At 53.9% G+C, this 16,930-nt stretch carries 15 protein-coding genes; 12 read left to right on the top strand and 3 right to left on the bottom strand.

Features of this window, described 5'->3' with window-relative positions; all coding sequences use genetic code 11:
• Positions 1-3 precede the first annotated feature (3 nt).
• The 3 genes from serC to D467_RS0103105 form a co-directional block, all read right to left on the bottom strand.
• The gene (gene serC, locus D467_RS0103115; protein ID WP_018916051.1) at positions 4-1,107 is read right to left on the bottom strand and encodes a 3-phosphoserine/phosphohydroxythreonine transaminase; all 1,104 of its coding nucleotides are present in this window, start codon (positions 1,105-1,107) and stop codon (positions 4-6) included.
• On the bottom strand, positions 1,091-3,802 hold the full coding sequence (gene gyrA, locus D467_RS0103110; RefSeq protein WP_018916050.1) for a DNA gyrase subunit A: 2,712 nt from the start codon (positions 3,800-3,802) through the stop codon (positions 1,091-1,093). Before gyrA ends, serC begins: the two co-directional genes overlap by 17 nt.
• 149 nt (positions 3,803-3,951) lie before the next feature.
• A complete protein-coding gene (locus D467_RS0103105; RefSeq protein WP_018916049.1) occupies positions 3,952-4,386 on the bottom strand; it encodes an acyl-CoA thioesterase in 435 nt (144 codons plus the stop codon).
• 169 nt (positions 4,387-4,555) lie between these two features.
• Here D467_RS0103105 and D467_RS0103100 point away from each other — a divergent pair, with 169 nt between their 5' ends.
• From D467_RS0103100 to nth, 12 genes are all read left to right on the top strand, one after another.
• A complete protein-coding gene (locus D467_RS0103100; protein ID WP_018916048.1) occupies positions 4,556-5,494 on the top strand; it encodes a recombination-associated protein RdgC in 939 nt (312 codons plus the stop codon).
• A 55-nt stretch (positions 5,495-5,549) separates the two neighbouring features.
• Positions 5,550-6,734: a 1-acyl-sn-glycerol-3-phosphate acyltransferase gene (locus D467_RS0103095; RefSeq protein WP_018916047.1), complete on the top strand. Its 1,185-nt coding sequence runs from the start codon at positions 5,550-5,552 to the stop codon at positions 6,732-6,734.
• Between the two features lie 124 nt (positions 6,735-6,858).
• A complete protein-coding gene (locus D467_RS0103090) occupies positions 6,859-7,140 on the top strand; it encodes a hypothetical protein (protein WP_018916046.1) in 282 nt (93 codons plus the stop codon).
• A gap of 137 nt (positions 7,141-7,277) precedes the next feature.
• A complete protein-coding gene (metG, locus tag D467_RS0103085; RefSeq protein ID WP_018916045.1) occupies positions 7,278-9,314 on the top strand; it encodes a methionine--tRNA ligase in 2,037 nt (678 codons plus the stop codon).
• A gap of 106 nt (positions 9,315-9,420) precedes the next feature.
• Positions 9,421-11,022, top strand: a complete 1,602-nt coding sequence (locus tag D467_RS0103080; protein WP_026285590.1) for a sensor domain-containing diguanylate cyclase — start codon at positions 9,421-9,423, stop codon at positions 11,020-11,022.
• Positions 11,019-11,600, top strand: coding sequence for an electron transport complex subunit RsxA (gene rsxA / locus D467_RS0103075; protein WP_018916043.1), 582 nt, complete (start codon positions 11,019-11,021; stop codon positions 11,598-11,600). The genes D467_RS0103080 and rsxA overlap by 4 nt, the downstream gene beginning before the upstream one ends.
• Positions 11,601-11,609: 9 nt before the next feature.
• The gene (gene rsxB, locus D467_RS0103070; protein WP_018916042.1) at positions 11,610-12,218 is read left to right on the top strand and encodes an electron transport complex subunit RsxB; all 609 of its coding nucleotides are present in this window, start codon (positions 11,610-11,612) and stop codon (positions 12,216-12,218) included.
• A complete protein-coding gene (gene rsxC, locus D467_RS0103065) occupies positions 12,219-13,892 on the top strand; it encodes an electron transport complex subunit RsxC (RefSeq protein ID WP_018916041.1) in 1,674 nt (557 codons plus the stop codon).
• The gene (locus D467_RS0103060; protein WP_018916040.1) at positions 13,889-14,929 is read left to right on the top strand and encodes an RnfABCDGE type electron transport complex subunit D; all 1,041 of its coding nucleotides are present in this window, start codon (positions 13,889-13,891) and stop codon (positions 14,927-14,929) included. Before rsxC ends, D467_RS0103060 begins: the two co-directional genes overlap by 4 nt.
• Positions 14,926-15,561 carry an electron transport complex subunit RsxG gene (gene rsxG, locus D467_RS0103055; RefSeq protein WP_018916039.1) on the top strand — a complete coding sequence of 212 codons (636 nt, stop codon included), beginning with the start codon at positions 14,926-14,928 and terminating at the stop codon, positions 15,559-15,561. The genes D467_RS0103060 and rsxG overlap by 4 nt, the downstream gene beginning before the upstream one ends.
• Positions 15,558-16,259 carry an electron transport complex subunit E gene (locus D467_RS0103050; RefSeq protein ID WP_018916038.1) on the top strand — a complete coding sequence of 234 codons (702 nt, stop codon included), beginning with the start codon at positions 15,558-15,560 and terminating at the stop codon, positions 16,257-16,259. Before rsxG ends, D467_RS0103050 begins: the two co-directional genes overlap by 4 nt.
• A 15-nt stretch (positions 16,260-16,274) precedes the next feature.
• The gene (nth, locus tag D467_RS0103045; protein ID WP_018916037.1) at positions 16,275-16,913 is read left to right on the top strand and encodes an endonuclease III; all 639 of its coding nucleotides are present in this window, start codon (positions 16,275-16,277) and stop codon (positions 16,911-16,913) included.
• The last annotated feature ends 17 nt before the right edge of the window (positions 16,914-16,930 follow it).

The following is a 16,930-nucleotide window of genomic DNA, read 5'->3' as shown; positions in this document are numbered from 1 at the left end:
TTGTTAGCCCCTTCGTTTTTCAAAATCTGCCATAAAAGCCACCAATGCATCGACCGCTTCTTCGGGCACCGCATTGTACAAACTGGCGCGCATTCCTCCCACGCTGCGATGGCCTTTTAAATTTAGCAGTCCAGCCTGATCCGCTTCTTGCAAAAAGGCCTTATCGAGCGCTGAATCGGCTAGCACAAACGGCACGTTCATGCGTGAGCGGTTCTGCTCAGCAATCGGATTGCTATAAAAATCGCTGGCTTCAATGGCGGCATAGAGTTTGTCCGACTTGCGCTGATTGATCGCATCCATAGCCGTTAGACCACCGATATCATTGCGCAACCATTCGAAGACAAGCCCAGCCAAATACCATGCATAGGTTGGCGGTGTATTCACCATGGACCCGGCTTCCGCCAGCATTTGATAATCAAACAACGAAGGAATATCCGGCTTAGCGCGGCCTATTAGATCATCACGCACCACCACCAGTGTTAATCCCGCAGGGCCTATATTCTTTTGTGCTCCGGCGTAGATAACGCCAAACTCCGAGACATCAATTGGCTTGGAAAGAATGTTGGATGACATATCGCACACTAGCGGCACGGATTGACCATCCTCACGTGTCATGTGCGGCGTGTAATCAAACTCCAGACCACCAATCGTTTCATTGGAGGTGTAGTGCAGATAGGCAGCGTCTTTGCTGACCCGCAGTACATCATGCTCAGGCACAGCAACGTGCCCGTTAGGCTCGCTGCTGCCCGCCACATGACACGCATAGCCCAGCCGCTTGGCTTCGTTAAGTGCCTTTTTGCCCCAAATGCCTGTCTGGATAAAGTCAGCACTGCCACCCTGACCCAACAGGTTCATGGGCAGCATGGAAAATTGCAGGCTGGCGCCGCCTTGCAAAAATAGCACTTTATAATTTTCGGGAACGCCGAGCAACTGGCGGAAATCCACCTCTGCCTTTTCAGCAATAGCGATAAACTCATCGCTGCGGTGGCTCATCTCCATAACGGACAAGCCACGTCCTTGATAGTCCACCAGCTCGCTGCGGGCTCTTTCGAGCACCGCAACAGGCAGGGCCGCTGGCCCTGCACAAAAGTTATAGTGACGTGTCATCAGTCCCAGTGTCCTGTGCGCTTGCGTCCGCGTTGTCTTGCTCGCCCTCTTCAACCAGTGTCTCCAGCTCACTGTCAACAGGCTCATCAACACGCACGGTTTTAACCAGTTTTTCTTCTTTACCCAGACGAATCAGCATGACGCCCTGGGTATTACGCGAAGTGGTAGAAACCTCTTCCACGCGTGTACGCACCAGCGTTCCACGGTCTGTAATCAGCATCATTTCATCGCTGTCATAAACCTGCATGGCGGCTACCAGCGAACCGTTGCGCTCACTGGTCTGCATGGCGATAACACCTTGACCGCCACGCCCACGCAGCGGGAATTCTTCCAGACGCGTACGCTTGCCGTAACCATTTTCACTGGCCGTCAGAATGTAGATCTGACCTTCTACCTGGGTGCTTTCAGTGACGCTTTCTTCAACACCTTCTGCAACCACATCGGCATCGGCTTCCGCGTCAATCTGCTGGCTTTTGGGGATGATCAGGCTGATCACTTCAGCGCCATCCGCCAGACGCATGCCACGCACACCGCGAGCGGTACGGCCCATTGCCCGCGCCTTGCCTTCTTCAAAACGGATCGCTTTACCATTTGAAGAGAGCAGCATGGCATGGTCAGAGCCTGACGTAATGGCCGCGCCGACCAGACGGTCGCCTTCTTCCAGGTCGATGGCAATCAGACCCACGCTACGCGGACGAGAGAACTGCTCAAGGCTTGTCCGCTTCACGGTGCCATTGGCGGTCGCGAAGAAGATATAGTGCTCCGGATCGTAATCACGTACCGGCAGAATGGCGTTAACCGATTCGCCCTCTTCCAGCGGCAGCATATTGACCAGGGGCTTGCCGCGCGAGCCGCGGCTAGCGGACGGCATCTCGTACACTTTCAGCCAATACACTTTACCGCGGTTGGAGAACAGCAGAACGGTATCGTGGGTTGAAGCAACGAGCAGATGTTCAATCACATCCTCGTCCTTCATCGACGTTGCCGACTTGCCGCGCCCACCACGCCGCTGCGCTTGATAATCCGAAAGCGGCTGGGTTTTGGCGTAGCCAGAGCGTGACACGGTAACCACCATGTCTTCTTCAGCAATCAGGTCTTCGATCGATAGATCCAGATGGCTTGCCTGAATTTCAGTGCGGCGATCATTACCATATTGATCACGTACGGCATGCAGTTCTTCGCGAATCACTTCCATCAACCGGTCGGCCGAGGCAAGGATTTCGGTCAGCTCGGCGATTCTTTCCAGAATAGCCAGGTATTCATTGAGCAGCTTCTCGGTCTCAAGACCGGTTAAGCGATGCAGACGCAGCTCAAGAATGGCCTGCGCTTGGGCAGGTGATAAGCGGTATTCGGTAGCCGAGGGATTAAGGCCAAAGCTTTCATCCAGCTCTTCGGGCTTGCATGACGTGGCGCCCGCCCGCTCTAGCATCCCGGTGACCTGGCCAGGCTGCCACGTTTTCGTCAACAGCTTCTCTTTGGCTTCAGCGGCATTGGGCGAGGCTTTAATCATCTCGATGATTTCATCAATATTCGAGATGGCAACCGCCAGGCCTTCCAATATATGCCCGCGCTCACGCGCTTTCTTAAGCTCAAACAGCGTACGACGCGTCACCACCTCACGGCGGTGACGAATAAACGCTTCCAGCATTTCTTTCAGGTTCAGCGTGCGTGGCTGGCCATTTTCAAGGGCCACCATATTGATACCAAACACGTTTTGAAGCTGTGTCTGGGCAAAGAGATTATTAACGACGACTTCACCCGACTCGCCACGTTTAATCTCGATAACGACCCGCAAGCCGTCTTTATCAGACTCATCGCGCAGCTCGGCAATGCCTTCGATTTTCTTTTCTTTAACCAGCTCGGCGATTTTTTCAATCAGGCGCGCTTTGTTTACCTGATAAGGCAGCTCGGTAATGATGATGTGATCACGACCCGTCTTATCATGGTGCTCGATCGTGTGGCTGGCACGTACATAGATGCGCCCACGCCCAGTGCGGTAAGCATCTAAAATGCCGGCGCGTCCATTGATAATACCCGCGGTGGGGAAATCAGGGCCGGGGATGTACTCCATCAGATCGTCCACCGACAGCGTGTAGTCATCGATCAACGCCAAACAGCCGTCGATAACTTCGCGCATGTTGTGCGGTGGAATATTGGTCGCCATGCCTACCGCAATACCCGACGAGCCGTTAATCAGCAGGTTGGGCACTTTAGTGGGTAATACGGCAGGAATACGTTCGGTACCGTCATAGTTATCGACCCAATCGACGGTATCTTTTTCAAGATCCGCCAGCAGCTCATGCGCCAGGCGCGACATGCGCACCTCGGTATAACGCATGGCGGCGGCGTTATCGCCATCAATCGAACCGAAGTTGCCCTGGCCGTCGACCAGAACGTGGCGCATCGAAAAGTGCTGCGCCATCCGTACGATGGTGTCGTAAACCGCACTATCACCATGCGGGTGATATTTACCGATGACATCGCCGACAACACGCGCCGATTTCTTGTACGGTTTATTCCAGTCATTACCCAGTTCATGCATGGCAAACAGCACACGCCGGTGAACAGGTTTCAGACCGTCACGCACATCGGGTAGCGCGCGGCCGATAATGACACTCATCGCATAGTCGAGATACGACTGTTTGAGCTCGTCTTCAATATTGACGGGCAAGATTTCTCTGGCGATGTCACCCATGAAAGTCAGATCCTTTGCACTGCATTGGCACTGCGAGAGTTGAAAGCGCTTAAATACCGCTACTGCTAGACAGTAAGACGGTGCGCAGATACTGCTACATCATACCACTGCATCCGCAGCAAGGGCAGCCGGGTACCGCGCATTGATTGTTATACCGAAAACTGGTCTTTGGTTAGTATCAATCCTTTAAGCGCATTACTCACGCTGCCTTCGATGGTCGCCGCCTTATTGGCCTGCATATCGAGAAGCACAAAGGTGAGGTCTGCCTGGGCAATCAGTACACCATCGTCTCGATAAATTCGATGATGGCAAATGGCGCTTCGCTCGCCCACATCCACAATACCCGTCAATACGATTAAATCATCGCCATGCCCTGCCGCCGCGCGGTAATCAATATTCAGATTCACCACGACAAAAGCACGCCCGGCTTCATGAAGCTCGCTAATCAGCGCCGGATGTTCGTCAAAGAATGCCCAGCGACCCTCCTCCATAAATTCCAGATAGCGGGCGTTGTTGACATGCCCGTAACCATCCAAATGAAAACCACGAACGCGCAGATGAACGCGAGAGAGCGATATGGACATGACAACTCCTCTAACTAGTGAATCAGTTAACTTAAAATGTGGCTGATGAGCCAAGGACTTAATCAAACACAAGTTTAAAACACATACAATAAGCACCTATACGGTAAGGTGCTGGCACGAATGCCCCGCTTTCGACATAATGTGCCACCTTTTGAACAGGATCGGTGACATGTGGTTTAAGCATCTGCATTTATATCGCCTACACGGCGCGCCAGAGCTCGACAGCACAACACTTTCTGATGCGCTACAAGCTCACGCAGCCAAACCGCTGGGCAATGCGGATGCCCGACGCCTGGGCTGGACAGCTCCCGCAGGACGGCTTAGCGGCGGCCAGTTGCTCCACGAGATTCAAGGCCAGCGTTTGCTTTCGGTATTGCGTCAAGAACGCCTGCTCCCCGCCTCGGTGGTGAAAGAAGAAGTCGATGAGCAGGTTGCCGACATAGAAGCCCGTGAAGGCCGCAAGGTAACCCGTAAAGAGAAGACGGCGCTCAAAGAGCAGGTAACCGAAGCGCTTCTTCCGCGTGCCTTTGTGCGCAGCCAGAAGATTGATCTGTGGTGGGATACGCGACGCCACTTGATTGGCATTAACGCAAGCTCCCGCACCCGAGCTGAAGATCTTCTGGATCTACTCCGTGAGACACTGGGCAGCCTTAAAGCAACGCCTTTATCGTCCCAGACGCTACCCATCCGCGCGATGACGACCTGGCTTGGCGACCCCGCCAGCCGCCCTGCGGATTTACAGCTGGGTGATCAGGTTGAACTCAAAGCCAAAGGCGATGATGGCGTACTCCGCGCCCGTCAGGTTGATCTGGATAGCGATGAAATTCAGCAACTGCTGGAAAGTGGGCGTCAGGCAAGCAAGCTCGCGATGAGCCTGGAAGGTCGCTTAAGTTTTGTACTGCATGACGACCTCGCGCTTAAATCGCTACGTTTTGGCGATGCCTTGATCGAAGAAGCGGACCACGCAGACGATGGCGATGACGCCCTGGCCCGGCTTGAAACCGACTTTATTTTAATGGCGCAGGCGTTATCCGATGACGTTGCTCGTCTGATAGAGTGGCTGGATGGTGAAAACAAGCAGGAACCTGCGACGCCAGCAGATGCCTAACGTTTGATCTCGCTGCAATGAATCGATTTTTACTGTTTATCATCCAACGGATCGCATGACTCAACACAACGACGTAACCAACGCTCTGAATGCCACCGACCCGTGGGCAGATATACGCCCGTATACGGACAGCGAAGTGGCCGATGTCCTTGCACGACTGGCCCGCGACAGCGAGCTACTGGATGCGCTTACCCGCTTTCGATTGCCCCGCATGGCACGCTGGGTTCCATCGCTTGCGCGTAAGCTTGCAAGCAATGCGATACAGCGTGAAGTAAAAGGGGTCACGACGGTACGCGATTTTCAAATGCGCATTGCCAGCTACATGGAGCGCATGATTCGCACCACGACAGATGCATTCGAAGTATCAGGCCTGGATAAGCTCGATCCAGAAAGTGCCTATCTGTTTATTGGTAACCACCGTGATATATCGCTCGATCCCGCCTTTGTTAACTATGCGCTCTACCAGGCAGGGCGCGATACGGTGCGTATTGCCATCGGCGATAATTTGCTGAAAAAACCGTATGTCACTGATCTGATGCGGCTTAATAAAAGCTTTATCGTTCCGAGAAGCGCACGCGGCAAGCGCGCAATGCTGGCCGCCTACCAGCAGCTTTCCGCCTATATTCGCCACTCGATTACCGACGACAACCACTCTATCTGGATGGCGCAGCGTGAAGGGCGTGCCAAAAACGGCATTGACCGCACTGACCCCGCGATCATCAAGATGCTCATCATGGCCAAGCGTAATGCAGAGCGCGACATGGTGTTTGGCGACGCCGTGGCTGAGCTTAAACTCGTCCCGGTCTCCATTAGCTATGAATACGACCCCTGTGACCTGCAAAAGGCCCAGGAGCTGCATGACATAGCGAACCAGGGAAGCTACGCAAAAAGCGAATTTGAAGATATTCGCTCGATTGTCGCGGGTATCACCGGTGAAAAAGGCAGAGTGCAGCTGCGCTTTGGTAGCCCGGTAGGTGCCGATATGGCTACCCCAGACGAAGTAGCGGCGGAGATTGATCGCCAAGTCATCGGCGGTTATCGGCTTTATCCAAGCCATTATCTGGCCCTGGAAGCACTCGGCGAAGCACCTGAGTTAGTGGCTCGCAAGACGATTACCCGCCAGGACCGCGAGCGCTTTAAAGCGCGCATGGAGAGCGTTCCTGAGAACCTTCGGCCATACTGGTTAGCACAGTATGCCAACCCCGTTAAACATAAGGCGGGGCGTTTGACGCTTAAATAATAGGATTGCGCTACCGGCTTTGAACCCAGACGAGCCATGCCCGCTCCACGAAAAAATGCTATGGTCAATGCATTGACTGGCTGCGCTTGCCAATATGCTCAAGCGCGGCGTTAAGGAGAGCTTTATGTCTGCATCAGAAATTCAAAAAACGCGTATTATTAACGAACTACGCGGTTTTATACGAAAGCTGCTTCAAGACCCCAATATTCTTGAACAGTCGCTGGTGATCGCTCGCCAGCAGTTAACTGAAGGCAGCAGCCCGGCCGTCATGGCACAGATCGCCAATGAAATTTCGAACACTACCAGTGTGCATATTCCAGAAGATCCTGCCGAGCATTCAGAGGCCGACAAGCTGTTTTTAGAACTTTTGAAAGAAGTCGTTCAAGAAGAGCAAGCGCTGTACTAGCCTCATGAAAAGTGAAGATGCAGACGTCTGATTCATCTGACCTGCTGACATCTTCGCCACTTAATTACGCTACCGGCCAAGCCGCCGGTTAACTTCGCCGTTTTATTGTCATTGCCTAATCGGAATTATCATTCACCATGTCTAACTCTGCCACGCGCAACATTCTGGTGACCAGCGCGCTCCCCTACGCTAATGGAGCTATTCACCTCGGTCACTTGCTTGAATATATCCAAACCGATATCTGGGTACGTTTTCAGAAAAGCCGTGGCCAGCAGTGCTACTACGTTTGCGCCGACGATGCTCATGGCACGGCCATCATGCTGCGTGCCGAGCAGGAAGGCATCTCACCAGAAGCCTTGATTGACCGGGTTTCGCGGGATCATCAGGAAGACTTTTCGCGTTTTGGCGTGGGCTTTGATAACTACCACTCCACACATTCCGATGAGAACCGTCATCTCAGCGAGCTAATCTATAAGCGTCTGCGCGACAAAGGCCATATTGCTACCCGCGATATCGAGCAGATGTACGATCCTCAAAAAGGCCTGTTTCTGGCAGACCGCTTCATCAAGGGTACCTGTCCAAAATGTGGCACCGACGACCAGTATGGCGATAACTGCGAAAAATGCGGCGCCACCTATACCCCAGCCGACCTGATCAACCCGGTCTCAGCTATTTCTGGCGCCATTCCAGAAGTGCGCAGTTCAACGCACTACTTCTTTAAACTGCCCGACTTTGCCGAGTTTTTGCAGGCATGGATCAACGACGGCCACGTGCAGCCGCAAATCCGCAACAAGCTGATGGAGTGGTTTGAGTCAGGTTTTAATGAGTGGGATATTTCCCGGGATGCGCCCTACTTCGGGTTTGAAATTCCGGATGCGCCGGGCAAGTATTTTTATGTTTGGCTTGATGCGCCTATCGGCTACTTGGCCAGCTTTAAAAATCTATGCGATCGTGAAGGCATCGATTTTGATAGCTACTGGCAAAAGGATTCCAGCGCCGAGGTCTATCATTTCATTGGCAAGGACATCGTTTATTTCCACGCACTTTTCTGGCCGGCCATGCTGCATGGTGCCGATCTGCGCACACCTACGGCCGTCAACTGTCACGGGTTTCTAACCGTCGATGGCGCCAAGATGTCGAAGTCCCGGGGTACCTTTATCAAGGCTGCCACCTACGCCGATTATCTTAACCCTGAATATTTGCGTTATTACTTTGCTGCCAAACTCACCTCGAAAGTGGATGACCTGGACCTCAATCTGGATGACTTTGCCGCACGGGTTAATTCAGACTTGGTCGGTAAAGTAGTCAATATTGCCAGCCGTTGTGCTGGGTTTGTTAAGAAACTGGGTGGCGGTACGCTTTCGGCCCACTGCGCCGAGCCGCAGATGGTTGCTCGGTTTATCTCCGCTGGTGACGATATTGCCGCGGACTTCGAAGCCCGTGAGTTTAGCCGTGCCATGCGCAAAATTATGGAGCTGGCTGACGAAGCGAACACCTACATCGCCGACAAAGAACCCTGGGCGCTTGCCAAGCAGGACGGTCGTGACGAAGAAGTGCTCGAGATTTGTTCAGTAGGCATTAACCTCTTCCGCCAGTTGATGGTGTACTTAGCCCCAGTGGTACCTACCATGGCTGCCCAGGCACAAGCCTTCTTGAAGCTTGACTCACTTAACTGGGAAAGTCGTCATAGCGTACTGGTGAGCCATGAGGTGGAGAAATTCAAACCCCTTATGACCCGAGTAGAACGCGACAAAATCGACGCCATGATTGAAGCCTCAAAGGAGGATCTGGTGGAAGAGCAAAAGCTTAAGGAAGCTCCTAAAGGACCTCTGGCAGACGACCCCATTGCTGCCGAAATCAGCTTTGACGACTTTGCCAAGGTAGACTTGCGCATTGCCCGCATCACCAAGGCACAGTACGTAGAGGGCGCCGACAAGCTGCTGCAATTGACGCTGGATTTAGGCGGCGAAACCCGCAACGTTTTCTCCGGCATTCGCAGCTCCTATGCACCCGAAGCGCTTGAAGGGCGTCTTACCGTCATGGTTGCTAACCTCGCACCGCGTAAAATGCGCTTTGGCCTCTCAGAAGGCATGGTGCTTGCTTCAGCCAACAAGGACGGCATTTACCTCCTTTCACCAGATGCTGGTGCCGAACCCGGTCAACGTGTAATGTAGCCCGCGCTTTCGACATGGACAGGGGGTAGAGTTGGTCAGGCTCTACCCCTTTTCTATGTTTTTCCAAATAAAACACTTCTCCAACGATACCCGTTCAGGCTTGCTTATGCTCCGGCACTTCTCTCAATCACTGCGTTTTCAATTTTTAGTAGCGTTGAGTGGTGTGCTATTGCTCGCTCTATGTTCGTTAGTCGTGATGAGCCAATGGTTTATTTTTCCGGCGTTGCATGAAGAAGAGCGCGGCATTATCAGCCAGGAGTTAAAACGCGTTGAGCGTGGCCTAGTCTTGGCCCAGCAAGACCTTCTGGCTCAGGCGCGCGATTGGGCAAACTGGGACGATACTTATCTATTCGTTCAAGGTAACCAGCCACGCTACGCTGAGGTTAACTTCAGCCCTGAAATGATGGAGGAGATGCGCTATCAGCTAATAGCGTTTTTCGATGTTAATGGCGAGATTTACTACCTTTCAGGCTTGGCGCCTGACACCCACCATTTTGCAACCTGTTCGCGCGTTGTTGATGACTGCACCTGGATGGCGCCGTTTATTGACAGTATTCGGCAGTCAATAGAAAACACTCCTGATCAACAGTATTTTCTTTTCCCAGGTATTAGCTCGCCTGCCATGGTAGCTATCACGCCGATTTTGCGCACCGATGGCAGTGGCCCAAGCACCGGCTGGTTAGCAAAAGTGCGTTTAATAGATAAAAAATGGGTAGTGCAGATGGAAAATGTGACCGGCCTGCCGATCACTATTGAGCAACAACCTACTTCTGACGCGATCCCGTTAACCAACATTGAAGGCGAGACGATTTACGCCCAGCATCTACTGCCTACAAATGTGCCCGCTATTAGTATCCTAGTAGGCACTCAGCTGAATCGTACTCATTACTTGGCAAGCTTAAGCACCATTCGCTATGTGTTAATCTGGACAGCCTGCCTTATGCTGTTTGTCATTGGCTTTGTACTCTGGCTTATGGAACGCATGATTTTAAAGCCGCTGAAAGCACTGGCCGTTTTTGCAAAACAGACGTCAAGCGAAGACAGCAGCCTGGACTCTGCATTGCTTTGTCGGCGTAATGATGAAATTGGTATGTTGGCGCGAAGCTTTGAGCAACAGCTAAGTCGTCAGAGCGAGCTTAATGCTGAGCTTTTAAAACTCTCAACGCATGATTCTTTAACGGGCCTGCCTAACCGGCGGCTGTTCGACCAGCGCCTTCATGCGTCTATTCATGAAATGGAGGCGTCATCGCAGCCACTCGCCGTGATGATGCTGGATATCGATCATTTCAAGCTGTTCAATGACCACTATGGGCATCAAAGAGGCGATCAGTGCTTGCAGCAGGTCGCCCAGGCGCTGCAAAAAGTAGCCACCACGCATGATTTTTTAATCGCCCGAACCGGGGGTGAAGAATTTAGCGCATTGCTTCCCAATACCTCGGCCCAACAGGCAAAGCATATTGGCCAGTTGCTGCATAACACAATAGATGCTTTAGCGTTGCCTCACCTGGCCTCGCCCGTAGCGCCCTATGTTACTATTAGCGTAGGTATAGGGTCGCTTGACGAAGGGACCGATATTTCTCCGAATGTATTAATGAGCACCGCCGATCAAGCGCTTTACAGTGCCAAAGCGGCAGGACGCCATCAGGTCAAGATATTCACACCGCCTAACGCTGATTTTTCTGCTTACCGCTACGATACGTCACTATGAGTGAATTATTTATCATTTTGATCAGCACAGCGTTGGTCAATAACTTTGTATTAGTACAGTTTTTAGGCTTGTGCCCTTTTATGGGGGTATCCAATAAGCTGGAATCGGCGATGGGCATGTCACTGGCGACTACCTTCGTGCTTACCCTCGCGTCAGCGGCAAGCTACGTGGTGTATTACGGCCTACTGGTGCCGCTGGACGTCACCTATTTACGCACCATCAGCTTTATTGTGGTGATTGCCGCGGTTGTGCAGTTCACCGAGATTATGGTGCGCCATTTAAGCCCGCTGCTGCATCAAGTGCTGGGCATCTTTCTGCCTTTGATCACGACCAACTGTGCGGTGTTGGGTGTCGCCCTGCTCTCGCTCAACCGCGAGTTAAGCTTTTTCCATACCACGCTTTACGGGCTTGGAGCGGCGCTGGGTTTTTCATTGATCCTGGTGCTTTTTGCCGCCATGCGTGAGCGTTTGGCCGGGGCGGATATTCCCAAGCCGTTCAGGGGTGCCGCTATCGCCATGATTACCGCCAGCTTGATGTCTCTCGCCTTTCTCGGTTTTTCCGGTTTAACCCAAGGGTAATTCAATACCATGAGCGATACGTTCTCCCTCTGGGGTATTGTCAGCGCCATTGGCATACTCACTGGCCTAGGGGTTGGCTTCGGCGCTCTGTTAGGAGCCGTTAGCGAGCGCTTCAAGGGCGACGAGCATCCGCTTGTTGACCAGATTGATGCGCTGCTGCCCCAAACTCAGTGCGGCCAGTGCGGCTTCCCAGGCTGCCGTCCTTATGCTGAAGCGATTAATGAAGGCGATGCGCTTAACAAGTGCCCGCCTGGCGGCGAGGCAACCATTCATGCCCTGGCCGACTTGCTAGGCCGCGAGCCCGAGCCGCTTGATGGGGACGCCCCCAGCGAAGCGAAGGTAGCGTTTATCCGTGAAGCTGAGTGCATCGGATGCACCAAGTGCATTCAGGCATGCCCAGTGGACGCCATTGTTGGCGCCGCCAAACAGATGCATACCGTTATTGAAGATGAGTGCACGGGCTGTGACTTATGCGTCGACCCTTGCCCGGTAGACTGTATCGATATGCTTCCCAGGAGTACGCCCCTTAGCCAGTGGCAACCGATTGTTTCTCCCGCTCACAGCGTCATTGCAAGCGACCGTATACCAGCAACCGTACACCAACAACCAGGGGGCTAGATGGCACGCCTATTTGATTTCCCAGGCGGTGTTTATCCTCCCGAGCGCAAAGCTCGCTCGGCCCAATCACCGCTACGCCGCGCTCCCCTACCTGCACAAGTAGTGCTCCCCTTACGGCAGCATAGCGGCCGCCCGGCAACGCCCTGCGTTAGCCTCGGCGATAACGTTCATACGGGTAGCCTGATCGCTAAACGCGATGGCCTGATATCCGCCGATGTTCACGCAACGGTCAGCGGTACGGTTAGCCATGTGGATGGCGATACTATTGTAATAGGCAGCGATGGTCAGGATACCCGGCAAAACCTGCCCCCGCTTGATTGGCGCGCAACAGATGCGTCTGTTCTGCTTACCCGTTTGGACGAAAGCGGTGTAGTTGGGCTAGGCGGTGCCGGTTTTCCAACCCATATCAAAGCCCGCGTGATTGAGCGCCACGCTATCGATACGCTGGTGATTAATGCCGCCGAATGCGAACCCTATATTACGGCCGATGACCTAACTCTGCGCTGCTACCCAAGCGAAGTGCTCGAAGGTGCTCAATTAATTGCCTCGTTGTGCGGCGCCCAGCAGATTGTTATCGGTATTGAAGACAATAAACCCGAGGCCATTGCCGCGTTAAAGCGCGCCATATCACAAAGCCAGCCTGCAAGCGTTACGTTAACGATTATTCCTACCCGCTACCCAAGCGGTAGCGAGCGACAGCTAATTAAAAAGCTGTTGAATCGCACGGTGCCGAGCCAAGGCCTGCCGGCGGATGTCGGGGTGCTTTGCCACAACCCCGGCACGTTACTGGCAGCACTTTATGCGGTGCGTGATGGCCAACCGCTGATTGAGCGAATAGTAACACTAAGCGGAGAAGCCATTGCCCAACCAGGCAACTACTGGGTGCGTTTGGGCACGTCTATTGAGACGCTTTTAGAACAGCTAGGACTTGATAACGCCCGGCTCAGCTGTGTCATCAAGGGTGGGCCGATGATGGGCACCGCACTTGAAACGCTTAATACGCCTATCACAAAGACCACCAATTGCCTGATTGCGGCAACGCATGAAGAGCTGCCACCCGTGCCGATGGAGTCGCCCTGTATTCGCTGCGGTGCGTGTGAAAGCGTATGCCCAGCCCAGCTTCTTCCTCAGCAGTTACACTGGTACGCCCGTGCCCAGGAAGATGACAAGCTTGAGCGCTATCATCTTTTTGACTGCATTGAGTGTGGCGCCTGTAGCTATGTGTGCCCAAGCCATATACCGCTGGTTGGTGATTACCGCGAATCGAAAAGCCGTCTTCGTCACAATAAGATTGAGGCAGCCAAGGCCGAACACGCCAAACATCGCTTCGAGTTTCGCCAGGCACGCTTAGCCCGTGAAGAAGCCGAAAAGCAGGCACGTCGCCAGGCCCGGTTAGCACACAATAAGCCCACCGATGGCAATGCCAGCAACGAGAGCAACAGCGCTCCCCCCGTCGACTTGCGCAGCCTGCGCATTGCTCAAACGGCGGCCAAGGCAGCGGTTAGAAAAGCCGAAAAAATCCTCGCACGAGCAGCCCAACAAGAGCCGCAGCAATCTCATGAAGATCTGGAAACGCTGCTGGCTACTGCTCAGGAAAACCTTAAAGCCGCCGACTTACAGCTGGCGCAAGCGCGTGAAAGCGCTAAAGCGCCTACCGCTGAGGACACCCCATGAGCATGTTTCACGCCTCACAGGTCGATGATGCCTCCTCGCCATTAATGGCCCCGCCAACGGCGTCATTAATGCGCTGGGTGGTGATAGCCACGCTGCCCGGCGTGATGGCCATGACGTATTACTTTGGCTTGGGCGTGCTCAGCAATATTGCCCTGGCGGCGATAATGGGAGTCCTTCTTGAGGCGGGCATGCTGCGTCTTCGCAGCCGCCCCATAGCGCCGGCACTAACCGACACCAGCACGCTACTGACCGGTGTACTGCTAGGCGCTTCATTACCCCCGGCAAGCCCCTGGTGGCTAATAGGGGTAGGTATGCTAGCCGCCGTAGTGGTCGCCAAGCAGCTTTATGGCGGCTTGGGGCATAACCCGTTTAATCCGGCCATGGTGGGCTATGCCCTTTTACTGGTCTCGTTTCCTACCTATATGACACTATGGGCGCCGCCTCAGCCACTGCTTAACGATACGCTTTGGGCACAAATCCTGGGCACGTTACCTACTTTCCAGCTGGATGCGCTTAGCGGTGCCACGCCACTGGATGCGTTTAAACACAAACCAGAAGAGCTGTCTGCCCAACAGTTTTGGTCAAGCAACCCACTGCCTGAACAAACGCTCACCGCCTGGTACACGATTAGCCTCGCCTGGCTTTCAGGCGGGGCGCTTCTGCTGATTAAACGGATTATCAGTTGGCATATTCCCGTTGCCCTGCTGGGCAGTTTGGTGGCACTCGCAGCGCTATTCTATCTGGGCGACTCTGGCCGCTTTGCATCGCCGGTTTTTCATCTATTAACCGGTGCCACGCTGTTTGGGGCTTTCTTTATTGCCACCGACCCGGTATCCGCCGCGACCAGCCAGCGCGGCAAGTTGCTGTACGGCGCGGGTATTGGGGTGCTGATTATCGTGATTCGTAACCTGGGCGGCTACCCGGATGCCGTGGCCTTTGCCGTTCTATTGATGAACCTTTGTGTCCCGCTGCTCGACCTGTACACGGTGCCTCGCCCAACAGGGCACTCAAAAGACGCACCTGGAGTGCCACGATGATACCCTTGAGCGCCATGCGGCGCGGGGCTTTCACGCTCGGTATCTTTGCGCTGATTACCGCGGGCAGCGTTGCCGTCACCCGCGCGTTGACGGCTGAACGCATTACACAGCACCAGCAGGCCTATCAACACCGCCAGTTGCAGGCGGTACTGCCTCAAGCCTTCGTCGACACATCGATCGATCAACTTCTGGAAAGTACATTTGACCTGCCTGATGCTGATGCCTTAGGCCACCGCAAACCCGCTATAGGCTGGCAAATAAGCCGTGACAATCACCGCGCCATTATTCTACCGGTGATTACCCGTCAGGGTTATAGCGGTGAAATTGATTTATTAGTCGGGATTGATGAGCAGCAGCGCATTAGCGGTGTGCGGGTTACCTACCATCAGGAAACCCCAGGCCTGGGCGATAAGATAGAACGCCAGCGCAGCAACTGGATTACCCGGTTTAACGGGCTAAGTCTTGATGAGCTGCCGCCCAGCGCCTGGGCGGTTAAAAAAGACGGTGGGCAGTTTGATGGATTTACCGGGGCGACCATTACGCCTCGCGCTGTCGTTCAGGCAGTTTACACGGCCTTGCAGTATGTCGCCGAGACGCCGTTACCCACTAGCGTTGAGGAGCCCTCTCAATGAATCAATGGCAAAAGCTAACCCATGAAGGCCTGTGGGCCAATAACCCCGCGTTGGTGCAACTGTTGGGGTTGTGTCCGCTTCTGGCCGTCAGCACGACCGTGGTCAACTCGCTGGGGTTAGCCATTGCTACGCTGTTTGTGATGGTAGGCGCGAGTACCGCCGTATCGCTGGTGCGTCATCAGGTACCCAGCGCCGTTCGGCTCCCGGCGTTTGTCATGATCATCGCCGCCTTTGTTACCTGTGCGGAGCTATTAATGGCCGCTTATGCCTACCCGCTCTATCAGCTGCTGGGTATTTTCATTCCGCTGATCGTCACGAACTGTGCCATTTTAGGCCGTGCCGACGCGTTTGCCTCCCGCCAGCCGGTCGGGCTTGCCGCACTCGATGGCCTAATGATGGGCATTGGATTTGGTAGCGTTCTAGTGGTGCTTGGCGGGCTGCGTGAGCTGCTGGGTCAAGGCACGCTGTTTAGCGATATGGCGTTGCTGTTTGGCCCGATCGCGGACAATTGGCAGCTTACCCTGGTAGAGGATTATCAGTTTCTGTTTTTTGTTCTGCCGCCCGGCGCCTTTTTCGTTGCCGGTATGCTGATTGCGCTGAAAAACCTAGTGGACCAGCGCCGCGCCACCCGCGCCCTACCTGCAGCGGCCTCTCCGCGCTCAGAACGTCGCGTCCGGGTCACCGGCATAATTAAGTAACCGTAGAGACACGCTATGAATGCCCAAAAGCGCCATGAAATTTTTGCTCGCCTTCAGGCAGCGGATCCTCACCCCACCACTGAACTCAACTGGACCACGCCTTTCGAGTTACTGGCCGCGGTTTTGCTCTCCGCGCAAGCCACCGATGTCGGCGTCAACAAGGCAACCGCGCGGCTCTACCCTGTTGCCAATACACCCCAGGCTATCATCGATCTGGGTATCGATGGGCTTAAAGCGCATATCAAGACGATCGGCCTTTATAACACCAAAGCTGAAAACTTGATGAAGACCTGCCATATTCTGGTTAACCAGCACGGCGGCGTCGTGCCTGACACACGCAGTGCGTTAGAAGCATTGCCGGGAGTGGGGCGTAAAACCGCCAACGTAATTTTAAATACGGCGTTCGGGCAGCCAACCATTGCGGTCGATACGCATATCTTTCGCGTTTCAAACCGTACCGGTATCGCCAAGGGTAAGAATGTCGTCGAGGTGGAGCAAAAGCTGATACGCCATGTGCCCAAAGGATTCCGGCAGGACGCCCATCACTGGCTTATCCTTCACGGCAGATATACATGTATTGCGCGCAAACCGCGTTGCGGAAGCTGCATAATCGAAGACCTGTGCGAGTTTCCGGATAAAACCGAACTCGCCTAGCCTACTTTTACATTAGG

Origin of the sequence: Vreelandella zhanjiangensis DSM 21076 (genome assembly GCF_000377665.1) — a bacterium.
Lineage (GTDB): Bacteria > Pseudomonadota > Gammaproteobacteria > Pseudomonadales > Halomonadaceae > Vreelandella > Vreelandella zhanjiangensis.
The sequence above is the reverse complement of the archived record's forward strand: the minus strand, read 5'-3'. Positions and strand labels throughout refer to the sequence as shown.